Raw genomic sequence first — 17,544 nt, 5'->3', positions numbered from 1 at the left:
AAAATGGGACTGAAGAAAGCGTTTCTAAGACTAGCGACAATCGGGCTCGGCATCGGCCTGATGACATCGGCGGCGCTTGCCGCAAACCTGCGGGTACTGGCCTGGGACGGCTACGCCGATGCCGACTGGGTCAAGGACTTCACTGCCGCGACCGGCATCGGCGTCGATGTCGTCTTCATCGGCAGCGATGATGAGATCTGGGCCAAGATCAAGGGCAGCGAAGGCCAGGACTTCGACGTCTTCGCCGTCAACACCGCCCAGTTGCAGCGCTACATCAAGGCCGACCTGGTGTCGCCGATCGACGTCACCAAGCTCGCCAACCAAAAGGAAGTGCTGCCGCGCTTCCGCGACCTGACGGCGGTGAGCGGCGTGACCAAGGACGGCAAGGTCTACGGCATTCCGTTCTGTTTCGACTCTATCGGCCTGATCTACGACACCGACAAGGTCAAGCCGGCGCCGACCTCGATGTCGGTTCTGTGGGACCCGGCCTACAAGGGCAAGGTTCTGGCGTATGACAATGGCGAGCACAATTTCTCGTTCACCGCGCTGACGCTCGGTTACAAGGATCCGTTCAACCTCAACGAAGAGCAGATGGCGGCGGTCAAGGCCAAGCTGATCGAGCTCAAGCGCAACGTGCTGAGCTTCTACACCACCGCCGACGAGGCGCAGCAGATCTACCAGAACAATGATGTGGCCCTGATCTGGGCCAATTACGGCCAGCAGCAGGTCAAGGCGCTGCAGAAGATCGGCGCCCATGTCGCCTACGTCAATCCGAGCGAGGGCGCGCTCGCCTGGCTCGACAACTGGGTCATTTCCAAGGGCGTTCGCGACAATGCGGCAGCCGAGAAATGGATCGACTTCATGCTGACCAAGAAGGTCAGCGGCGAGCTTTCCGAGCGCACCGGCTTCGGCAACACGGTGACGGAAACCGGCAGCGCCGGCGGCAACGACAAGCTGGTCTGGCTCAACAATGTCGAGGACCCGCTCAAGCGTTCGGACATGTGGAACGAGGTCAAGGCGACGCCCTGATCTTGTCGTTCCTTACTTCGAAGGACCCGGCGGTCCGGAGGTTCCGGACCGCCGAAGCGTATGCGAGAGTATTTCATGAACCAGAACACCGACCTCTTGACGCTGCGGTCCGTCTCGAAATCCTACGGCACGGTCCCCGTGCTGCACGACATCGACCTGTCGATCCGGGACGGTGAGTTCCTCACCGTTCTTGGACCATCCGGCTCCGGCAAGACCACGGTGCTGCGGCTGATCGGCGGGCTGGAGCCGCTGACGTCGGGCGAGATCCGCCTCGATGGTCAGGACATCAGCCGCATGCCGATCAACCGGCGGCCGTTCAACACCGTGTTTCAGGACTATGCGCTGTTCCCGCACCTGACCGTTTCCGGCAATGTCGGCTATGGGCTTTCGGTCCGCCATATCCAGCGCACGGAGATTGCGCGCCGTGTCGCGGAGGCTCTGGAGTTGGTCCAGCTCGGACGTTTCGCCGACCGCTTTCCCGCGCAGCTCTCCGGTGGCCAACGCCAGCGCGTCGCGCTTGCCCGTGCGCTGATCTGCCAGCCGCGCCTGATCCTGCTCGACGAGCCGCTGGCGGCGCTCGACCTCGAACTGCGCCGGCAGATGCAGGTCTTCCTGAAATCCATCCAGCGCGAAATCAAGACCACTTTCCTGTTCGTCACCCATGACCAGGAGGAAGCCATCGGCATGGCCGATCGGATCTGTGTCATGGAGGCCGGCCATATTCGCCAGCTCGGCACGCCGCACGACCTTTACTACAGACCGAACTGCGAGTTCGTCGCGCGTTTCTTCGGCGAGAACAATCTGGTGGCCGGAAAACTTGGGGCTGTCCAAGGCGAGCTGCGATCGATCGAGACAGCGCTCGGGCGCTTGGTCTGCTCGATCAGCAACCAGCCGCATTTGAAAGCCGCAGCGGAAGGCGCCAGCGCCTTCGCCGCGTTCCGTCCAGAAGCCTTGCACCTTGCGGATGCAAAGGACACCGGCAACCTTTTTTCCGGCACCATCTCCGACATGGCGTTTGCCGGCTCGTCGACGGTCGCCACCATCACGGCCGGCATCGACAATCCTTTACAACGCCTGCGGCTGCGCGTGCCGAGCCGGGTCGACGGCAGCGCGCTCAAATCCGGCGAGACTGTATCGCTTTCGTTTGCGCCGCATGAAGGCCATCTGGTGCTGGCATGAGCGAAGCCGGATCGAGACAGCCTGCGGAAAGACGGCTGTCGCTGCTGGTGACAGTGCTGGCGTTTGCCTTGCCGGTGGTCTTCGTCCTGGTGCCGCTGGCGATCTTCCTCGGCTACAGCTTCTTCAGCGTCGACCAGGGCACAATCGTCTACGGTTTGTCATTGGGCAACTATGTCAGGTTCTTCACCGATCCGGTCTTTCTCCCGGTGTTCTGGACCACCATCGTGCTGTGCGTCTCGGTGGCCATCATCTGCATCCTGCTTGCCTATCCCGCCGCCTATTTCCTGACGACGCTGAAAGGCCGCTGGCGCTATGCCCTGCTGATGTTGCTGCTGGTGCCGCTGCTGATGAGCTACGTCATCAAGATCTATGCGATCCGCAGCATCCTCGGCCTCAACGGCTTCCTCAACAAGGCACTGGTGGCGCTCGGGATCCTGCAGGAACCGTCGACGCTTTTTGTGTTCAACATGAACGCCATCCTGCTGACGCTCACCCTGCTCTTGATCCCCTTCGCCATCCTGCCGATCTTCCTGTCGCTGGAGCGGATTCCGCAGGTGCTGCTGCGCGCCTCCGACGATCTCGGCGCGAGCGGTTTGCAGACCTTCCTGCGCATCACCTTGCCGCTCAGCCTGCCCGGCGTCGCTTCGGCGGCGAGCTTCGTCTTCGTGCTGGCGATCGGCGATTTCCTGACGCCGCAGATGGTCGGCGGGATCAGCGGCTTCACCTTCGGCCGCATCCTCTACAGCCAGTTCGGCACGGCCTATAACTGGCCGTTCGGCGCGGCGCTGTCGGTGGCGCTGGCCGTCGTGGTGATCGCCGCAATCCTCGTCGGCGAACGCTTTGGCCGCAACCGGGGGACTTCGGTATGAGCGCCCTGCCCCGACTGTCCACGATCTTTCTGGCCGCGATCACGACGCTGGTTGCGGTCCTGCTCTACAGCCCGCTGTTCGTGCCGATCGTGTCGTCGTTCTTCACCATTTCGCATGGCTCTGTCGACTGGTCGTCGCCGACCCTGTCGACCTATGTGGCGCTGGCTGAAAACCACGACATATTGGTCGCCTTGCGCACCACGCTGATCGTCGGCGTCTGCACCGTCATCCTGTCGGTGGTCAGCGGAACGCTGCTGGCGCTCTATTATCATGGGCGCCGTTCCGGACGCTCGCTGCTGCAGTTCATCATCTTCCTGCCGTTCCTGATGCCGCCGATCATCAGCGGCCTGGCGCTGCTGATCTTCTTTCGCGAAATCGGTCTCGAACGCTCGCTGCTGACGGTCGTCATCGGCCATACGGTTTTCGTGCTGGCGATCGTCTACCGCACGGTGCTGATGCGCCTGCAGTCGATGAGCCGCACGCTGGTCGAAGCGTCCTACGATCTCGGCGCCACGGGCTGGCAAACGTTCTGGCGCATCATCCTGCCGAACCTGTCGAGCGCCATGGTCGGCGGCGCCATCCTGGCCTTCGCGCTGTCGTTCGACGAGACGATGATCACCATCCTGGTCACCGGCACGCAAAGCACCCTGCCGGTCAGGCTGTGGGCGATGATGCGGCTTGGCTTCTCACCCGACATCAATGCGCTGGTGGCACTGATCCTGATGTTCACCGTGCTGCTTTGCGTGCTTGCCGCCCGCTTCCTCATCCCGCGGCAAGTCGCGACGGAACGAAGCTGAGTCGCCGGACAAAGAGCTGCAACGAAGCAGCCATAGTCGTCGTCCGGCATCGACGCTGGCGCAATCGATGCCGGACAAAACAGAATGACGCCTACTGAAGTTTCGCCTGCAAGGCGTTGACATCGTCGGTGGTCATTTCACCGTCGGTCGCCACCTTGCCGTCAACGATCTTCCACAGCCGGAACGGGCCGGTGATGTCACCATATTTGTCGAAGGCGACCGGGCCGATGACGCCTTCATAGCGGATCGCCTTGCCGTCCTTGATCAGGCCGAGCGCCTTGGCGAACTCTTCCTTGCCTGCAAAGATCGGCGTGCCGGCCGGATCGACCGCCTTGTACATCGCGTCCTTGATCTTGGCCGGATCCTCCGAACCGGCAATGGCGATGGCCAGACCTACAATCGCGCCGGCATCATAGGAACGGTCGGCCGCCGGATTGGTCGGTTCGATGCCGGAGAATTCCTTGTAGTTCTTGGTGAAATACTCCGTCGAGGCGGTCGGGCTGGTGCCCGATGACGTGCCATAGGCTTCCTTCAGATAATCGGCGCCGACTGATTCGATGAAGTCAGGGCTGTTCATGCCATCATTGAGCAGGAATTTCTGCACGCCGCCCTGCGAGATCCAGGTACGAGCGACCGTTGCGCCGTCGACCGGCGTGCTGACGAGATAAAGGCCGTCGGGCTCTCCGGCCATGGCAGCCGTGACTTCCGAGGCATAGCTCGACTGCTTCTCGTTGTAGGGCGTGTCGGAGACGATGGTGCCGCCGAGCGCTTTGTAGGCGCGCGAGAATTCGGCCACCATGTTGACGCCGAAATCGTTGTTGACGTGGATGATCGACAGCTTCTTGAAGCCCTTGTCGACGGCATATTTGGCGGCGGCGACGCCCTGCAGCGCATCCGAGGTGATGGTGCGGAAGAAGATGCCGTTGGTCTTGCCGTCGCGGCCGAGCGCGGTCAGCGTCGGCGAGGACGAAGCCGGCGAGACCTGGACGATCTTGGCTGGTGCCGTCACCGAGGTCAGGATCGGGATCGACACCGAGGAGATGATGCCGCCGATGATGACAGGCACCTTCTTGACCTGAACCAGCTGGGTGGCTGCGTCAACGGCTATGTTGCCCTGGCTCTGGCTGTCGCGCGTGTCGGTGACGAGATCGCAGCCGCGCACACCGCCGGCGTCGTTGATGTCGCGGAAGGCCATCTCGACCGACTTGGCGCCGGCCTGGCCGTATTCGCCGGCCGGGCCGGTCAGCTCCATGACGAGGCCGACGGTGATCTTGCAATCGGCGGCTTGCGCAGCACCCGCCATCGTGACGAGAGCGAGCGCGGTGGTGAGTTGGAGTATCGTCTTTGTCATTGTTGTTTCCCCTTTCGTTACTCGACTGTTATTTGAATTCTGTAGCCTGTTCAGCGTTCCGGCACCTGCAGCCAGGTTTCATGCAGATGTCGCCATTCGACGCCGTTGGGCGCCGATGAACTGGTCGTGAAGACGGCGCTCGACTGGCGGCGGCTGTGCTTGCCTGCGCGCAGCTGCGCTTCGACATAAAGGACGACGATGGTATCGGCGTCCTGCCAGCCGGGCCGGATGTCCTCAATCGAAATGGCAAAGCCGTCGTCACAAGAAGCGCGGCTGGTGCGGACATGATCGACGACCGCGTCCCGATCGAGGACCTGCCCGTCCGGCGCGACCATGCCGAAGCCTTTGCCCATGACGCGCTCGAAGCGGCCGAAGTCCGCCTTGTCGGCGCGCGCGGCGACGAACCAATCGACGAAGAAGCGATGCAGGTCGATGATTTCGGCACTGGCACGTGAAAACAGGGAGGGTTCGCCGCTCATTTCTTCCCCGCATTGAGGTTGTAATGCATGATCGAACCGTGGCGGCCGTGGCGGTCGCGCTCCAGCGTGTAGACGTCGCCCTCCAGGCCCGTGCCTTGCGCGATGACGGCCGCAATCCGCGCCCGGTCCTCGGCGTCGAGCGCAACGTCCATGATTTTCGCATTGGCCAGCGCATGCGCCTGATTGCGGGCACCGACGATGACGGCCGCCACTTGCGGCTGCTCCAGCACCCAGGCGCTGGCGATGGTGGCGATGTCGACGCCGTGGCGGTCGCCAACGGCCTTCAGCGCCTGCAGCAAGTGCTGAAACAGGTCCCAGCCACCGAAATCATCGATGATCAGCTTGTATTTGATCAGCGAGCGGTTTTCGAGCGGCGTGGCGGGCTCGACCGCACCGAGCCATTTGTCGCTGAGGAAGCCGCCGGCCACCGAGCCGTAGCAGAGGAAGCTGATGCCGTTCTGCTTTGCGAGTGCGGCAAGGCTGTTGCCGGGCCGCTGATCGAGCACCGAATATTGCAGCTGCTGGCTGACAAGAGGGATGCCGGCCGCCAGAATTTCGGCCAGCCGCGGCGTGTCGAAATTGGTGGCGCCGAGATTGCGCACCTTGCCTTCCAGCCGAAGCTCGTCGAGCCAGCCCATCGCCTCGACATAGCGAGGTTGCGCATAGTCCCACCAGTGGAACTGAACGAGATCGAGCCGTTCGGTCTTCAGCCGCCGCAGCGACTGGTCGACGATGCCCCTGATGTAGTCGCGGCTTATGCTGGCCAGCCGTTCCAGGTCGGGCACCAGCTTGGTGTGCACCTTCATCCTGGCGGCGACATCGAGACCACGCTCGCTGGCCAGCCGCAGACGCGCCGCGCCTATGAGTTCTTCGACACCGGTGTAGATGTCGGCGCAATCATAGGTCCAGATGCCGGCATCGAAGGTGGCGATCAGGTCGGCCACCGCCTGGCTGCGGTCGATGGCGCCGTGACCGCCGGCCAACTGCCAGCCGCCGCGAATGACGCGCGAGATGGTGTAACCGGGGCCGAGTTCGAAGGTCTTGGCGGTCATCTCAGGTCATCCTCCTTCGGCAGCGGCACCGCCGTGGTCTCGGCATGGCTGAACCGCCGCTTGGCCACCCTGACGATCCGCAGCCGGCTGGCGCAATTGGGATCGGGACAAGCGATCTCAGCGTCCGAGGTCATCCAGTCGTTCGGGTGGGTGGGGCGCTGCTTCGCCGCCAGCAGCGGCAAGACGGCGGCGAGCGAATAGATCGAAAAACCCAGCCCTGCCGGCATCGACAGCATCTCGCCCTTGAGCTCGAAATAGTCGCCGGCCTTGGCGCCGCAATAGATCGGTTTGCCCTCAGGAATGACCGCCTCGACGCGAAGGTCGAACAGCTCGAAACTGTCGTCGGCCATTTCAGGCCTCCACCAGGCTGAAGGTGACGTCGCAAGCGCCGTTGCGGCGGATGACACCGCAAGCGGCGGCGAACTGATCACGCTCCCCGGCGCGCACTTGTGCCACCACACTGCCGGCCAACCAGCCGATCGGGAACAAAAGCCGCGCCCCCTGCCCGTAATACAGGCCGATGTCGAAGATCGGATTGGGATTGCCGCCCCACATGCGTGGCGGCACATAGGACAGCACGATGTCGCCCGGCTGCGGCGTCAGCGTCGCGTTCTCGGCCGGCAACGGCCTGGCATAGGCCTGGCCCTCGAGGTCGGCTGATGGAACCGGACAGGAGATTTCCGGCCCTGTCCACATCGCATGGATGCCCGGGACGACGCGTGGCGTGCCGAGATGGGCCAAGAGGAAGGCGGCGTTTTCCGGTGCCTTCTCGGGCAGCAACAGCGCCGTGACGGAAAGCTTCGAGCGCGGCTCGGTGATTCTGATGGCGGTCATGTCTGGTCTTTCGCGGCGGCTGCCTGCAGCTTGCTGCGCAGGAAGGTGAAGGGGCGGCTGATGTCGGCGACCAGCGACTCGCGCGCCGCCTGCGCATCCTGCGTGGACAGCGCGGTGACGATGCGGCGGTGATACTGGGCGGTGTCGACTTCGCCGGCTTCCGAGAAGGCATAGATGGCGACGCGAATGCAGGGGCCCGATTGCAGCCACAGGCTCTCGATCATCGGGATCAGCACAGCCGAACCGCAGGAGCGGTAGATTTCGAAGTGAAAGCTCTGGTTGAGCGTCACTTCGCGATCGACGTCCTTCTTGTGCTTCAGCGCCCGCATCTCGTCCCATTCGCCGAGAATGGTCTCGATGGTGGCGATCTGGCGCGGCCCCATGCGGGCGGCGGCAAGCGCGATCGCCTCGCCCTCGATCAGGACGCGGGCGCGCAGGAGATCATCGAGGCGCTCCAGCGTGATCGGCGGCACGCGCACCGAACGGTTGGGCAGCGCCTCCAGCGCCTTTTCCGTGATCAGCCGGCCGAGCGCTTCGCGCACCGGCATGGTCGAGGTGACCAAAGCGTCAGCCAAGCCCCTGATGGTCAGCACCTGGCTCGGCTCGAATAGGCCGCCGATCAGGGCGCGGCGCAATTCCGAGTAGACACGATCCTGCACCGTTTCGCGGCCAACCGGCGCCAGCTGGGCCGCGATCGCCTCGTTGTTCTTTTCGATGGCAGCCTTTTGCATGGAATTCCGTTCTTGGCCGGTTTTCGGCTTGCAGAGGAAATTAAAGCCGAATAGCGTGATCAAAGCAAGTGTGATCACAAATCATAATCAGGAGACGGCAACGATCGTCTTCGGCCAGAGGGTTTGATGAGCCAGGCAACCAAAGGGCAAGGGGAGACCCGCGCGCCCGTTCTGACGGCAAGAAATGTCGTCAGGCGGTTCGGCGGCCTCGTCGCGGTCAACGATGTATCGTTTGACGTCAAAGCGGGAGAAATCCTCGGCCTGATCGGCCCCAACGGCGCTGGCAAGACGACGATGTTCGACCTGCTCGCCGGCAGCATCCTGCCGACCAGCGGCGATATCCTTCTCAACGGCACGCCTGTCTCGGGCGAAGCCGCACATCTGCGCATCGGCCGTGGCCTTGGCCGCACCTTCCAGATACCGCGGCCGCTGCCCAATTTGACGTTGATCGAAAACATCATGCTGGCGGCACAGGGCCAGGCCGGCGAAAAGCTGCTCGCCAACTTCGTCACGCCATGGCGGGTGGCGGCGCAGGAAAGAGCCGCCAGGGCAAAGGCGCTCGAACTGCTGGAGCTGGTCACCCTCACCCATCTCGCGCAGGAGCCGGCGCGCGTGCTTTCCGGCGGCCAGCGCAAGCTGCTCGAACTTGCCCGCGTGATGATGGCTGACCCAGCGATCATCCTGCTCGACGAACCGGCGGCGGGCGTCAACGCGACGCTGCTCGAAGTCATCATCGACCGCATCCGCGACATCAATGCGCGCGGAATCACCTTCCTGCTGATCGAGCACAACATCGACATGGTGACCCGGCTCTGCCACCGCGTCCTGGTCATGGCGAGCGGCCAGTTGCTCAGCGAAGGCACGGCGGAAGAGGTCGCGCGCGATCCGCGCGTCATCGAGGCCTATCTCGGAGGCGCGGTATGAGCGAGATCGTCCTCGACGTCCGCGATCTCGAAGCCGGTTACGAGCCTGGCGTGCCGATCGTGCGCGGCGCCTCTATCACCGTCAAAAAGGGCGAGATCGTCGTCGTGCTTGGCCCCAATGGAGCCGGTAAGTCGAGCTTTATCAAGGCCATCGCCGGCCTCGTCCCGATCACCGGCGGCACCGTGTTTCTGGACCGCAAGGACATCACGGCCGCCCCCGCGCATACCATGGTGCGCCTTGGGCTGGCTTTCGTGCCGCAGACCGAAAACATCTTCCCGCTGATGTCGGTCGAGGACAATCTCAGGGTTGCCTGCGGCATCCTCGAGCGGCGCGAAATCCCCGGCCGCATCGAAGAAATGTATGCCGCCTTCCCCGACCTCGTCCGCCAGCGCCGCACCGCCGCCGGCAATTTGTCGGGCGGGCAGCGGCAGATGCTGGCCGTCGCCCGCGCACTGATTGTCCACCCCAAGGTGCTGGTGCTCGACGAGCCGTCGGCCGGCCTGTCGCCGAAATTCGTCTCGATGGTGTTCGAGATGCTGGCAAACATTCGCAAGTCCGGCGTCACCATCCTGTTGGTCGAGCAGAACGCCAAGGCGGCGCTCGCCATCGGCGACCGCGCCTATGTGCTGGTCGAAGGCAAGGACCGGCACGAGGGCATCGCCTCCGAACTGTGGAACGATCCGGTCGTCGCCGAACTCTATCTCGGCCAGCGTCCGCTTGGCGCAGAGAAGACTGGGCACGCAGCCAAAGGAGGGACGGCATGAGCCTGCAATTTGTCGTCGACGGATTGCTGACGGGTTCGATGATCGGCTTGGGCGCCATCGGCGTGACGCTCACCTATTCGATCCTGCGCTTCTCGAACTTCGCCCATGGCGACTTCATGGCCTGGGGCACCTATGCGACGCTGGCCGTCGTTGGCGCCATCGGCGCGACATTCGGCAAGGTGGCCCCGATCGCACCGCTGTCCTTCGGCTGGCCGCTGATTGTCGCCCTGGTCGTCGGCATGGCGTTCACTGCCCTCTTGGCGCTGCTGCTCGACAGAGTGCTGTTTTCGCGGCTGCGCTCGCAAGGCCAGGCGATCATAGTGGTGATGGCGAGCTTCGGTGCCTCGATGGCGCTAAGAAGCCTGCTCGAATTCACCTTCACCTCGCGGCCGGCCTATTTCAGTCGGGCGATCCAGATCGCCATGCCGGTCGGCTTCGGCATCCGCATCACGCCCGACCAGATCGCCTTGCTGCTGCTGACAGCCGTGCTGGTGCTCGGCGTGCATTTGTTGATGACGCGCACGCAAACCGGCCGCTCGATGCAGGCCTTGAGCCAGAACGCGGCACTGGCCCGCATCGTCGGCATCGATGTTGCCAGCGTGGTGCGCGTCACCTGGGTCATAGGCGGCGCGCTAGCCTGCGTGGCCGGCGTGATGATCGGCATTCTGGTGCAGATCCGCCCGTTCATGGGCTTCGACATGCTGCTGCCGATGTTCGCCGCCGCCATTCTCGGCGGCATCGGCAGCATCCCCGGCGCGGTGCTCGGCGGCCTGATCATTGGGCTAGCCGAAGCCGGTGCCGTGCAATTGATCGGCGCCGAATGGCGCGCCGCCGTTTCCTTCATCATCCTGATGGCGGTGTTGTTCGTGCGGCCGATCGGCCTGTTTGGTGTGAGGGAGCGCTGATGGACCTGCTCGGCTACGGCGCCTTCTTCCTGACCACCGCGCTGATCTTCTCGCTGGTCACGCTGGGGCTCAATTTGCAATGGGGCCTGACCGGCCTGTTCAATGTCGGCCTCGCCGGCTTCGTCGCCATCGGCGCCTACACCTCGGCGCTGCTGACCACTCCCGACGACGCCGCGCGGCTGGGCGGCTTCGGCCTGCCGATCGTTGTCGGCTGGGCGGGCGCCATGATCGTCGGCGGCATCGCCGCGGCGCTTACCGGCATGGCGACGCTGCGGCTGCGATCCGACTATCTGGCGATCACCACCTTCGGTGTTGCCGTGGTGGTGCAACTGGTCGCGCTCAATGCGCAGAAATTGACCGGTGGCCCGTTCGGCATAGGCTTCATCCCGCGCCCCTTCGGCGGCCTTGCCGAGAAGCCGCTGCTGTTCAACCTGTCGAACCTTGCCGTCGTCTCGGCAGTGACGCTGATCGTCTACCTCGCCTTGGAGCACCTGTCGCGGAGCCCGTGGGGCCGCGTGCTGAAAGCGCTGCGCGAGGATGAGCGGGCGGCGATCTCGCTCGGCAAGAGCGCGCGTTTCTACCGCGTCCAGGCCTTTGCCGTCGGCGGCGCCATCATGGCATTGGCCGGCGCGCTCCAGGCGCATTTCACCGGCTTCATCGCGCCGGACAATTATTTGCCGATCCTGACCTTCCAGGTCTGGGTGATGCTGATCGTCGGCGGCTCGGGCAGCAATCTCGGCGCCGTCATCGGCAGCATCCTGGTGTGGGCGATATGGGCCGGGTCGGGCACGCTGACCAGCATCCTGTTCCCGCCGGAACAGCAGGCGCGCGCCGCCGCGCTGCAGGTCGCCGCGATCGGCGTCATGCTCTGCGTCATCCTGCTGATCCGGCCGAACGGCCTGCTCGGCGACAGGCCGCGGCGGCCGTGGTTTGGTAAGCGGGCGAAGGTAGCGACGGCCAAGAGCATCTCCCCGTCATGAATGCCGCGATCCGGCAGGAGGCGCATGGCGCTTCGATCTGGCACGCGGTCAGCCGCAATCGCCGTGACCGGCCGGCGCTGCAGAGCGGACTCGATGTGGACCTCGCCATCGTCGGCGGCGGGTTTTCCGGCCTTTCAACCGCGCTGCACACGGCGGGCAAAGGCCTTTCCGTCGCCGTTCTCGAAGCCGGATTCATCGCCTGGGGTGCGACCGGCAGGAATGCGGGCTTTGTCGTGCCGAACTTCGCCAAGAAGGATCCAGTCGACATACTGGCCCATCTCGGACCGTCGCGCGGCGACAGGCTGATCGATTTCGCCGCCGGCAGCGCCGATCTGGTTTTCCGCCTGATCCGGCAGCACGGCATCGACTGCGACGCCGTGCAGAACGGATGGATCCAGCCGGCGCATTCGCCTGCCGCCTTCGAGAAGGTCAAATCACGTGCCGGGCAATGGGCGCAGCGTGGCCGGCCGGCAGTCACATTGGATCGGCAGGAAATCGAAGCCCTGACGGGCGTGCCAGGCTATGTCGGCGGCTGGATGGATCGTTCCGGCGGCGTGCTCAATCCGGTCGCCTATGCGCGCGGGCTTGCCGATGCGGCGGAGAAGGCCGGCACAAAGATCTTCGAGCAGACGCGCGTCACCTCGGTTGATCGCATAGCCGATGGTTGGATGCTGAAAACACCGGCAGGATCGGTACGCGCCGCAAAGGTGTTGATCGCCACCAACGCCTATGGCTGGTCCCTCAATCCGTCATTGCAGCGAACCTATTTCCCACTGAAAGTCTTCCAGATCGCGACTCCGCCAGTGCCTCGTGAAGTGCGCAGCCGGCTGCTTCCCGGTGGGCAAGGCGTCGGCGACACCAGACGCAATCTGTTCACCTTCCGCTTCGACGCCGAAAACCGGCTGATCAGCGGCGGGATGCACATCCTTGGCGCCGGTGCGGATACGCGCGTGCCGCAGGCGATCTGGCGGCGGCTTGGCCGGCATCTCGACCTGCCCGATCTGCCGCCGCTTGCCTACAGCTGGTCGGGAATGGCGGCGGTCGAACCGGATTTCCTGCCGCACCTGATCGACCTCGGGCCAGACCTGATCGCCGGCCGCGCCTGCAACGGCCGCGGCATCGCCATGACGACGGCGATGGGCAAGGTGCTGGCCGACTGGGCCGCTGGAACCGACGCCCGCGTCCTGCCGCTGCCCTTCGCGGCGCCGGCGCCGATCCCGTTCCATGCGGTGCTGCGGCACGCACCCAACATGCTGCTTGGCTGGAGCATGCTGCGCGACCGGCTGGACGAGGCGCGATAGGCGGATAGTCAGCCGGCAGCGTCAAGGTTTGCCGACAGCACGGCGGCTGCCATGATGATGTCCTCTTCTATGAACATCCGCGCCGTGGGACCGTTGCGCTGCTCCAGCGCGGCGACGATCTTGCGGTGGGCGTCGTTCGACCGCGGAATGTAGCGGTCGGCCTGCATCAGCAGCTTGAGATAAGGTCCTACCCGCCCCCAGAGGTCGCGGATCATGTTGAGCAGGATGGGCGCGCCGGCATGATGGTAGATGGCGAAGTGAAAAGCCTCGTTCAACGAGAGATAGGTTCTGGCATCGCCCGCCTCGATGGCTCGCTGCATGCCGGCGAGCGTCGCCTGTATGTCGACCAGCCCGCTTTCGCTCATCCGCGAGGCAGCCATCTCGCCGGCCAGTCCCTCGACGGCGATGCGGATGCGCGTCAATTCCTCGAAGGCCGACGCGGACAGCAGGGGCACGATGACCGAGCGGTTGTTCTGCATCTCGAGCAGCCGCTCGGCGACAAGCCTTTGCAGCGCCTCACGGATCGGTGTCGTCGATATGCCGAAGGTCTCGGCGAGCTTGCGGATCACCAGCGTCTGGCCCGGGCCGAAGCCGCCGGAAATCAACTCCTGCTTGAGCGCACCATAGGCGCGGTCATTCAGGGTTTGATGTTCGAGCTTCAGCACGCGCGGTCCGCTCCGATCACCAGTTCGACAGCGCGCGATCGAGCGTCTCGGCCAGTTGCTCGGCATTGTCCCTGGCAAACGGCAATGGCGGCCTGATCTTCAGCACATTGCCGCGCGGGCCGCAGGACGAGATCAGCACGCCGTCCTCGCGCATGGCTTCGACGACCGCCGATGTCTTGGTGGCGGCCAGTGCCTCGTTACCGTCCGCCGTCAGTTCGACGCCGAAATAAAGGCCGTTGTGCCTGACGTTGGCGACCGCGCCATGCCTGCCCTGCAGCGCGTGCAGCAGTTCACTCGTATAGGCGCCGACGATGCGCGCATTCTCGATCAGCCCCTCGCCGTCGATCACCTCCAGCACGGCGAGGCCGACGGCGGCCGCGACCGGATTGCCACCGAATGTGTTGAAGTAACCGGTGTTCGAGCCGAAGGAGGCGACAAGCTGCGGCCGTACCAGCACGGCGCCCATCGGATGCCCGTCGCCGATCGGCTTGCCCATCGTGACGATATCAGGCTCGATGCCATAATTGGCGAAGCCCCACATGCCCTGGCCGAGCCGGCCGAAGCCGGACTGGACTTCATCGGCGATGACGATACCGCCCGCCTTTCTGACGTGATCCGCCGCTTCGCACATCACCGCCGCATCGGGAAAGAAGATGCCGTCGCTGGAAAAGGCCGAGTCGAGAAGCAGCGCCGCCGGCTTGATGCCTTTTGTGCGCATGTCCTCGATGGCGGCGGCGACATTTTTGGCGAAATCATGCGCGGCCCGGCCATGATCTCGGAATGTGTCCGGCGCCGACACGGTGCGATGGTGTGCGGGCACGCCCTTAGCTCCTACCGCCGCCGGCGACAGTTGCGCCGTCGCAATGGTGGCGCCATGATAGGCGAAATCGGTGATGATCACGCCGGTGCCGCCGCTGGAATGCTGGGCGATGCGGATGGCGAGGTCGTTAGCCTCGCTGCCGGTGCAGGTGAACATGGCATGGCCGAGATGGGCCGGAACGGTGCCGAGAAGCTTTTCCGCGTAGTCGAGGATGATCCCGCTGAGATAGCGCGTGTGGGTGTTGAGCGTGGCGGCCTGTCCGGAGAGCGCCTCGACGACACGCGGATGGCAGTGGCCAACCGAGGCGACGTTGTTGTAGGCGTCGAGGAACTTGCGGCCCTGTGCATCGTAGAGCCACACGCCACTGCCGCGCACCAGATGGATCGGGTTGCGATAAAAGGCGCGGTAGGTCGGACCGAGCAGCCGGGCGCGGCGCTCGAGCAGCGCGCGCTCCGATGCAGCCGCGTCGGCATTTGCGGGGTATGGCGAGGACTGGGACACGAGCATCTACTCCGGATTGGAATGGTCGAGAAAATAGCGGCGGGCATCAGCGGACGACAGCTCGTCCAGCCGTTCGAGTGAAGCCCAGACCTCGGTGGCGAGGCGCAGCACATAGTCGCGCTTGGCCGGGAACCGCTCTGCCTGCCAGCTGGCGATGTTGACGATCAGCGCAAGCCGGGCACGAATCAGATCGAAGAGAATGCCGATCTCGTCCTCCTCGAGCGGCTGCACCGATTGATAGCCGGCGACAAAGCGCGCTGCCGGCGCCAGCGGATGGGCTTTTGACGGCCAGCGGTAGACGGCGCCGATGGCGAGGTCGCAGATCAGCGGCGAATGGATCATGTCGCCGAAATCGAGGATGCCGCTGACGACCTCCGGTCGCGACGCGTCCATCACCACATTGTAGGAGTTCATGTCGTTGTGGACGATCTGCGCGCGCAGGCTCGGGATGACCGGCGCCGCGTGTTCCTCGAAAGAGTCGATCGCACGTTCGACCATCGCCCTCCGACTCGGATCAGTGATGTGCGCCATCATCGGCCGTGTCTTGGCGACCTTGCGGATGTCCCAGAGCAGGTCATTGCCAGCGGCCGGGTGGAAGAAGCCGCGCAGCGCCCTGCCGAGGCGGGCGAGGAAGACGCCGAGATTGCGATCCTGCGCCTCGGAAGTCGGCGATCGCGACAGCAGCTGGCCGGGCAGATAGGTGACCACCCGGATGATGCGCGGCGCCGACCCACCGACGCTGACCGCGAACTGCGCCTCGCCCTCAAGGCTCTTGCGCACCGAGGGAACCGGCAAGGTGGGGTCGACCGCAAGGATGTGGTCGAGCGCCTTGTTCTGGAAGTCGGTGAAGCCGGCCCCTTCCGCCGGATGGGAAATCTTGAGGACGAACTCGCCTGCGCCGTCGGTCTGGATGTGGAAGTTGTGATCGCGTTCGCCAGGCAGCGGACGCGCAGTGCCGGTGAGCCCATAGTGCCGGCGCAGGATGGCGAGCGCGTCGGCCGTCGACACGTCAGGCGCATCCTCGGCGAGCGTTTCGCCGAACGCATCGGGGACGGCCGCATTCATGGCCTAGCCTCGATAGGCTCGAGGCCGCACCAGTCGGCGATGAACAGCGCGATCGTCTGGGTGACCTTGCGCACCGAGTCGAGATCGACGGCCTCGTCATAGCCATGCGGCATGCGGCAGATCGGGCCGTAGACCATCGCCGGCGTGTCGGCATAGAGGCCGAAGAAGCGTGCATCCGTCGTCGCCGAGGTGACGTGCTCCGTCAGCGGCTCGCCCCAGACGGCGGTGTGGCTGCGGCGCAGCACCGCTTCCATCTCGTCGGCGCCCTCCAGCACATAGCCCTCGGCCATGAAGCCGTTGTAGGTCATCGTCGGTGGGCGATTGGCCAGGAACGGATCGGCACGCGCCGCATCGGCAATGCAGGCTTCAAGCTCCGCCCTGGCGTCTTCGAGCCTCTGGCCGGGATAAGTGGCGACGCGCATCTCGAAGACACATCGCGCCGGAACGCTCGATGTCCATTCGCCGCCTTCGATCTTGCCGAGATTGAAGCGGATCGGGTGCGGATGATCATGGAAATGCGGATCATCGACCTTGCGCGCGTTCCAGACGATTTCGAGCTGCTTCAGCGCCTGGATGATGACGAAGGCTTTTTCGATGGCATTGGCGCCGGCCGAGAATGCACCAGAGGCATGCTGCGGATCGCCGTCGACCTCGACCTGGAACCAGATCGGCCCGACCTGCGCCCGCATCAGTCTCGGCTCCAGCGGTTCGGGAATGAAGGCGGCGTCGGCGCGATAGCCGCGCTGCAGGCATGCGAGCGCGCCATTGCCGGTGCACTCCTCCTCGACCACCGACTGGAGATACACGTTCGCGGCCGGCTGATAGCCAAGGCGGCGCAACGCGGCCAGCGCATAGAGGCAAGCGGACAGGCCGGCCTTCATGTCGCCGGCGCCGCGGCCATGCATCCAGCCATCCTCGATCGCCGGATCGTAGGGATCTCTGACCCAGCGGTCGAGGGGCCCGGTCGGAACGACATCGATATGACCGTTGAGGATCAGCGAGCGGCCGGTCGCGTTTCGCGGCGTGTGCGAGGCAACGACATTGAAGGCGTCGTCATAGGAGACGGCTACAGGGGAAAAACCCGGCAAGTCGCGAATTGCATCGACGTCGACACGCCACATATCGACCGCGTAGCCGTCAGCCTCATAGGCAGCCGCCATGAACGATTGTGCGGCATGTTCCTCACCACGCTGCGAAGGAAACCGCACGAGGTCTTGCAGAAACGCGACCTGTCTGGCGAAGCCGTCATCGACCGCGCTGAGAATGGCCTCGTCCGCAATCCGCTCAGGCATCATATT

Annotated in this window: 19 protein-coding genes; 9 read left to right on the top strand and 10 right to left on the bottom strand. The window is 64.3% G+C overall.

Annotated elements, in window-relative coordinates; genetic code table 11:
* The first annotated feature begins 3 nt into the window (after positions 1-3).
* From LB558_RS04505 to LB558_RS04490, 4 genes are all read left to right on the top strand, one after another.
* Positions 4-1,029: an ABC transporter substrate-binding protein gene (locus tag LB558_RS04505; protein ID WP_224696418.1), complete on the top strand. Its 1,026-nt coding sequence runs from the start codon at positions 4-6 to the stop codon at positions 1,027-1,029.
* 75 nt (positions 1,030-1,104) lie between these two features.
* Positions 1,105-2,208 carry an ABC transporter ATP-binding protein gene (locus tag LB558_RS04500; RefSeq protein WP_224696417.1) on the top strand — a complete coding sequence of 368 codons (1,104 nt, stop codon included), beginning with the start codon at positions 1,105-1,107 and terminating at the stop codon, positions 2,206-2,208.
* The gene (locus LB558_RS04495) at positions 2,205-3,077 is read left to right on the top strand and encodes an ABC transporter permease (RefSeq protein ID WP_224696416.1); all 873 of its coding nucleotides are present in this window, start codon (positions 2,205-2,207) and stop codon (positions 3,075-3,077) included. The genes LB558_RS04500 and LB558_RS04495 overlap by 4 nt, the downstream gene beginning before the upstream one ends.
* Positions 3,074-3,874: an ABC transporter permease gene (locus LB558_RS04490; protein WP_224696415.1), complete on the top strand. Its 801-nt coding sequence runs from the start codon at positions 3,074-3,076 to the stop codon at positions 3,872-3,874. The genes LB558_RS04495 and LB558_RS04490 overlap by 4 nt, the downstream gene beginning before the upstream one ends.
* Before the next feature lie 91 nt (positions 3,875-3,965).
* Here LB558_RS04490 and LB558_RS04485 read toward each other — a convergent pair whose 3' ends face one another.
* Genes LB558_RS04485 through LB558_RS04460 form a run of 6 tightly spaced genes read right to left on the bottom strand, consistent with a single transcriptional unit; the run spans position 3,966 to position 8,321 of the window.
* The gene (locus LB558_RS04485; protein WP_224696414.1) at positions 3,966-5,225 is read right to left on the bottom strand and encodes an ABC transporter substrate-binding protein; all 1,260 of its coding nucleotides are present in this window, start codon (positions 5,223-5,225) and stop codon (positions 3,966-3,968) included.
* 50 nt (positions 5,226-5,275) lie between these two features.
* Entirely contained in the window at positions 5,276-5,704 is a 429-nt protein-coding gene (locus tag LB558_RS04480) for a hypothetical protein (protein ID WP_224696413.1), read from the bottom strand.
* Positions 5,701-6,756: an aldo/keto reductase gene (locus tag LB558_RS04475; RefSeq protein WP_224696412.1), complete on the bottom strand. Its 1,056-nt coding sequence runs from the start codon at positions 6,754-6,756 to the stop codon at positions 5,701-5,703. The genes LB558_RS04480 and LB558_RS04475 overlap by 4 nt, the downstream gene beginning before the upstream one ends.
* Positions 6,753-7,106 (bottom strand): TIGR04076 family protein, encoded by a 354-nt coding sequence (locus LB558_RS04470; RefSeq protein WP_224696411.1) that lies wholly within the window; start codon positions 7,104-7,106, stop codon positions 6,753-6,755. The genes LB558_RS04475 and LB558_RS04470 overlap by 4 nt, the downstream gene beginning before the upstream one ends.
* 1 nt (position 7,107) lies before the next feature.
* Positions 7,108-7,590 (bottom strand): DUF3830 family protein, encoded by a 483-nt coding sequence (locus LB558_RS04465; RefSeq protein ID WP_224696410.1) that lies wholly within the window; start codon positions 7,588-7,590, stop codon positions 7,108-7,110.
* Complete coding sequence (locus LB558_RS04460) at positions 7,587-8,321, bottom strand: GntR family transcriptional regulator (protein WP_224696409.1); 735 nt, start codon at positions 8,319-8,321, stop codon at positions 7,587-7,589. The genes LB558_RS04465 and LB558_RS04460 overlap by 4 nt, the downstream gene beginning before the upstream one ends.
* Before the next feature lie 126 nt (positions 8,322-8,447).
* On the opposite strand from LB558_RS04460, the gene LB558_RS04455 reads away from it, so the two are divergent.
* The 5 genes from LB558_RS04455 to LB558_RS04435 are packed head-to-tail and all read left to right on the top strand — an operon-like array spanning position 8,448 to position 13,195.
* The gene (locus LB558_RS04455) at positions 8,448-9,245 is read left to right on the top strand and encodes an ABC transporter ATP-binding protein (RefSeq protein ID WP_224696408.1); all 798 of its coding nucleotides are present in this window, start codon (positions 8,448-8,450) and stop codon (positions 9,243-9,245) included.
* Positions 9,242-10,009 carry an ABC transporter ATP-binding protein gene (locus tag LB558_RS04450; protein WP_224696407.1) on the top strand — a complete coding sequence of 256 codons (768 nt, stop codon included), beginning with the start codon at positions 9,242-9,244 and terminating at the stop codon, positions 10,007-10,009. Before LB558_RS04455 ends, LB558_RS04450 begins: the two co-directional genes overlap by 4 nt.
* Positions 10,006-10,914: a branched-chain amino acid ABC transporter permease gene (locus tag LB558_RS04445; protein WP_224696406.1), complete on the top strand. Its 909-nt coding sequence runs from the start codon at positions 10,006-10,008 to the stop codon at positions 10,912-10,914. The genes LB558_RS04450 and LB558_RS04445 overlap by 4 nt, the downstream gene beginning before the upstream one ends.
* On the top strand, positions 10,911-11,894 hold the full coding sequence (locus tag LB558_RS04440) for a branched-chain amino acid ABC transporter permease (RefSeq protein ID WP_224696742.1): 984 nt from the start codon (positions 10,911-10,913) through the stop codon (positions 11,892-11,894). The genes LB558_RS04445 and LB558_RS04440 overlap by 4 nt, the downstream gene beginning before the upstream one ends.
* Entirely contained in the window at positions 11,891-13,195 is a 1,305-nt protein-coding gene (locus tag LB558_RS04435) for an NAD(P)/FAD-dependent oxidoreductase (protein WP_224696405.1), read from the top strand. The genes LB558_RS04440 and LB558_RS04435 overlap by 4 nt, the downstream gene beginning before the upstream one ends.
* An 8-nt stretch (positions 13,196-13,203) precedes the next feature.
* Here the strand turns inward: LB558_RS04435 and LB558_RS04430 are convergent, their stop codons facing one another.
* Genes LB558_RS04430 through LB558_RS04415 form a run of 4 tightly spaced genes read right to left on the bottom strand, consistent with a single transcriptional unit; the run spans position 13,204 to position 17,538 of the window.
* Entirely contained in the window at positions 13,204-13,860 is a 657-nt protein-coding gene (locus LB558_RS04430) for a GntR family transcriptional regulator (protein WP_224696404.1), read from the bottom strand.
* A 16-nt stretch (positions 13,861-13,876) separates the two neighbouring features.
* Positions 13,877-15,187, bottom strand: a complete 1,311-nt coding sequence (locus LB558_RS04425; protein WP_224696403.1) for an aspartate aminotransferase family protein — start codon at positions 15,185-15,187, stop codon at positions 13,877-13,879.
* A complete protein-coding gene (locus LB558_RS04420; protein ID WP_224696402.1) occupies positions 15,188-16,246 on the bottom strand; it encodes a phosphotransferase in 1,059 nt (352 codons plus the stop codon). It abuts the gene before it with no gap.
* The gene (locus tag LB558_RS04415) at positions 16,243-17,538 is read right to left on the bottom strand and encodes an ArgE/DapE family deacylase (RefSeq protein WP_224696401.1); all 1,296 of its coding nucleotides are present in this window, start codon (positions 17,536-17,538) and stop codon (positions 16,243-16,245) included. Before LB558_RS04415 ends, LB558_RS04420 begins: the two co-directional genes overlap by 4 nt.
* Positions 17,539-17,544 lie beyond the last annotated feature (6 nt).

Source organism: Mesorhizobium sp. CO1-1-8, from assembly GCF_020164875.1.
Lineage (GTDB): Bacteria > Pseudomonadota > Alphaproteobacteria > Rhizobiales > Rhizobiaceae > Mesorhizobium.
This window is presented reverse-complemented; position numbering and strand designations above follow the sequence as displayed.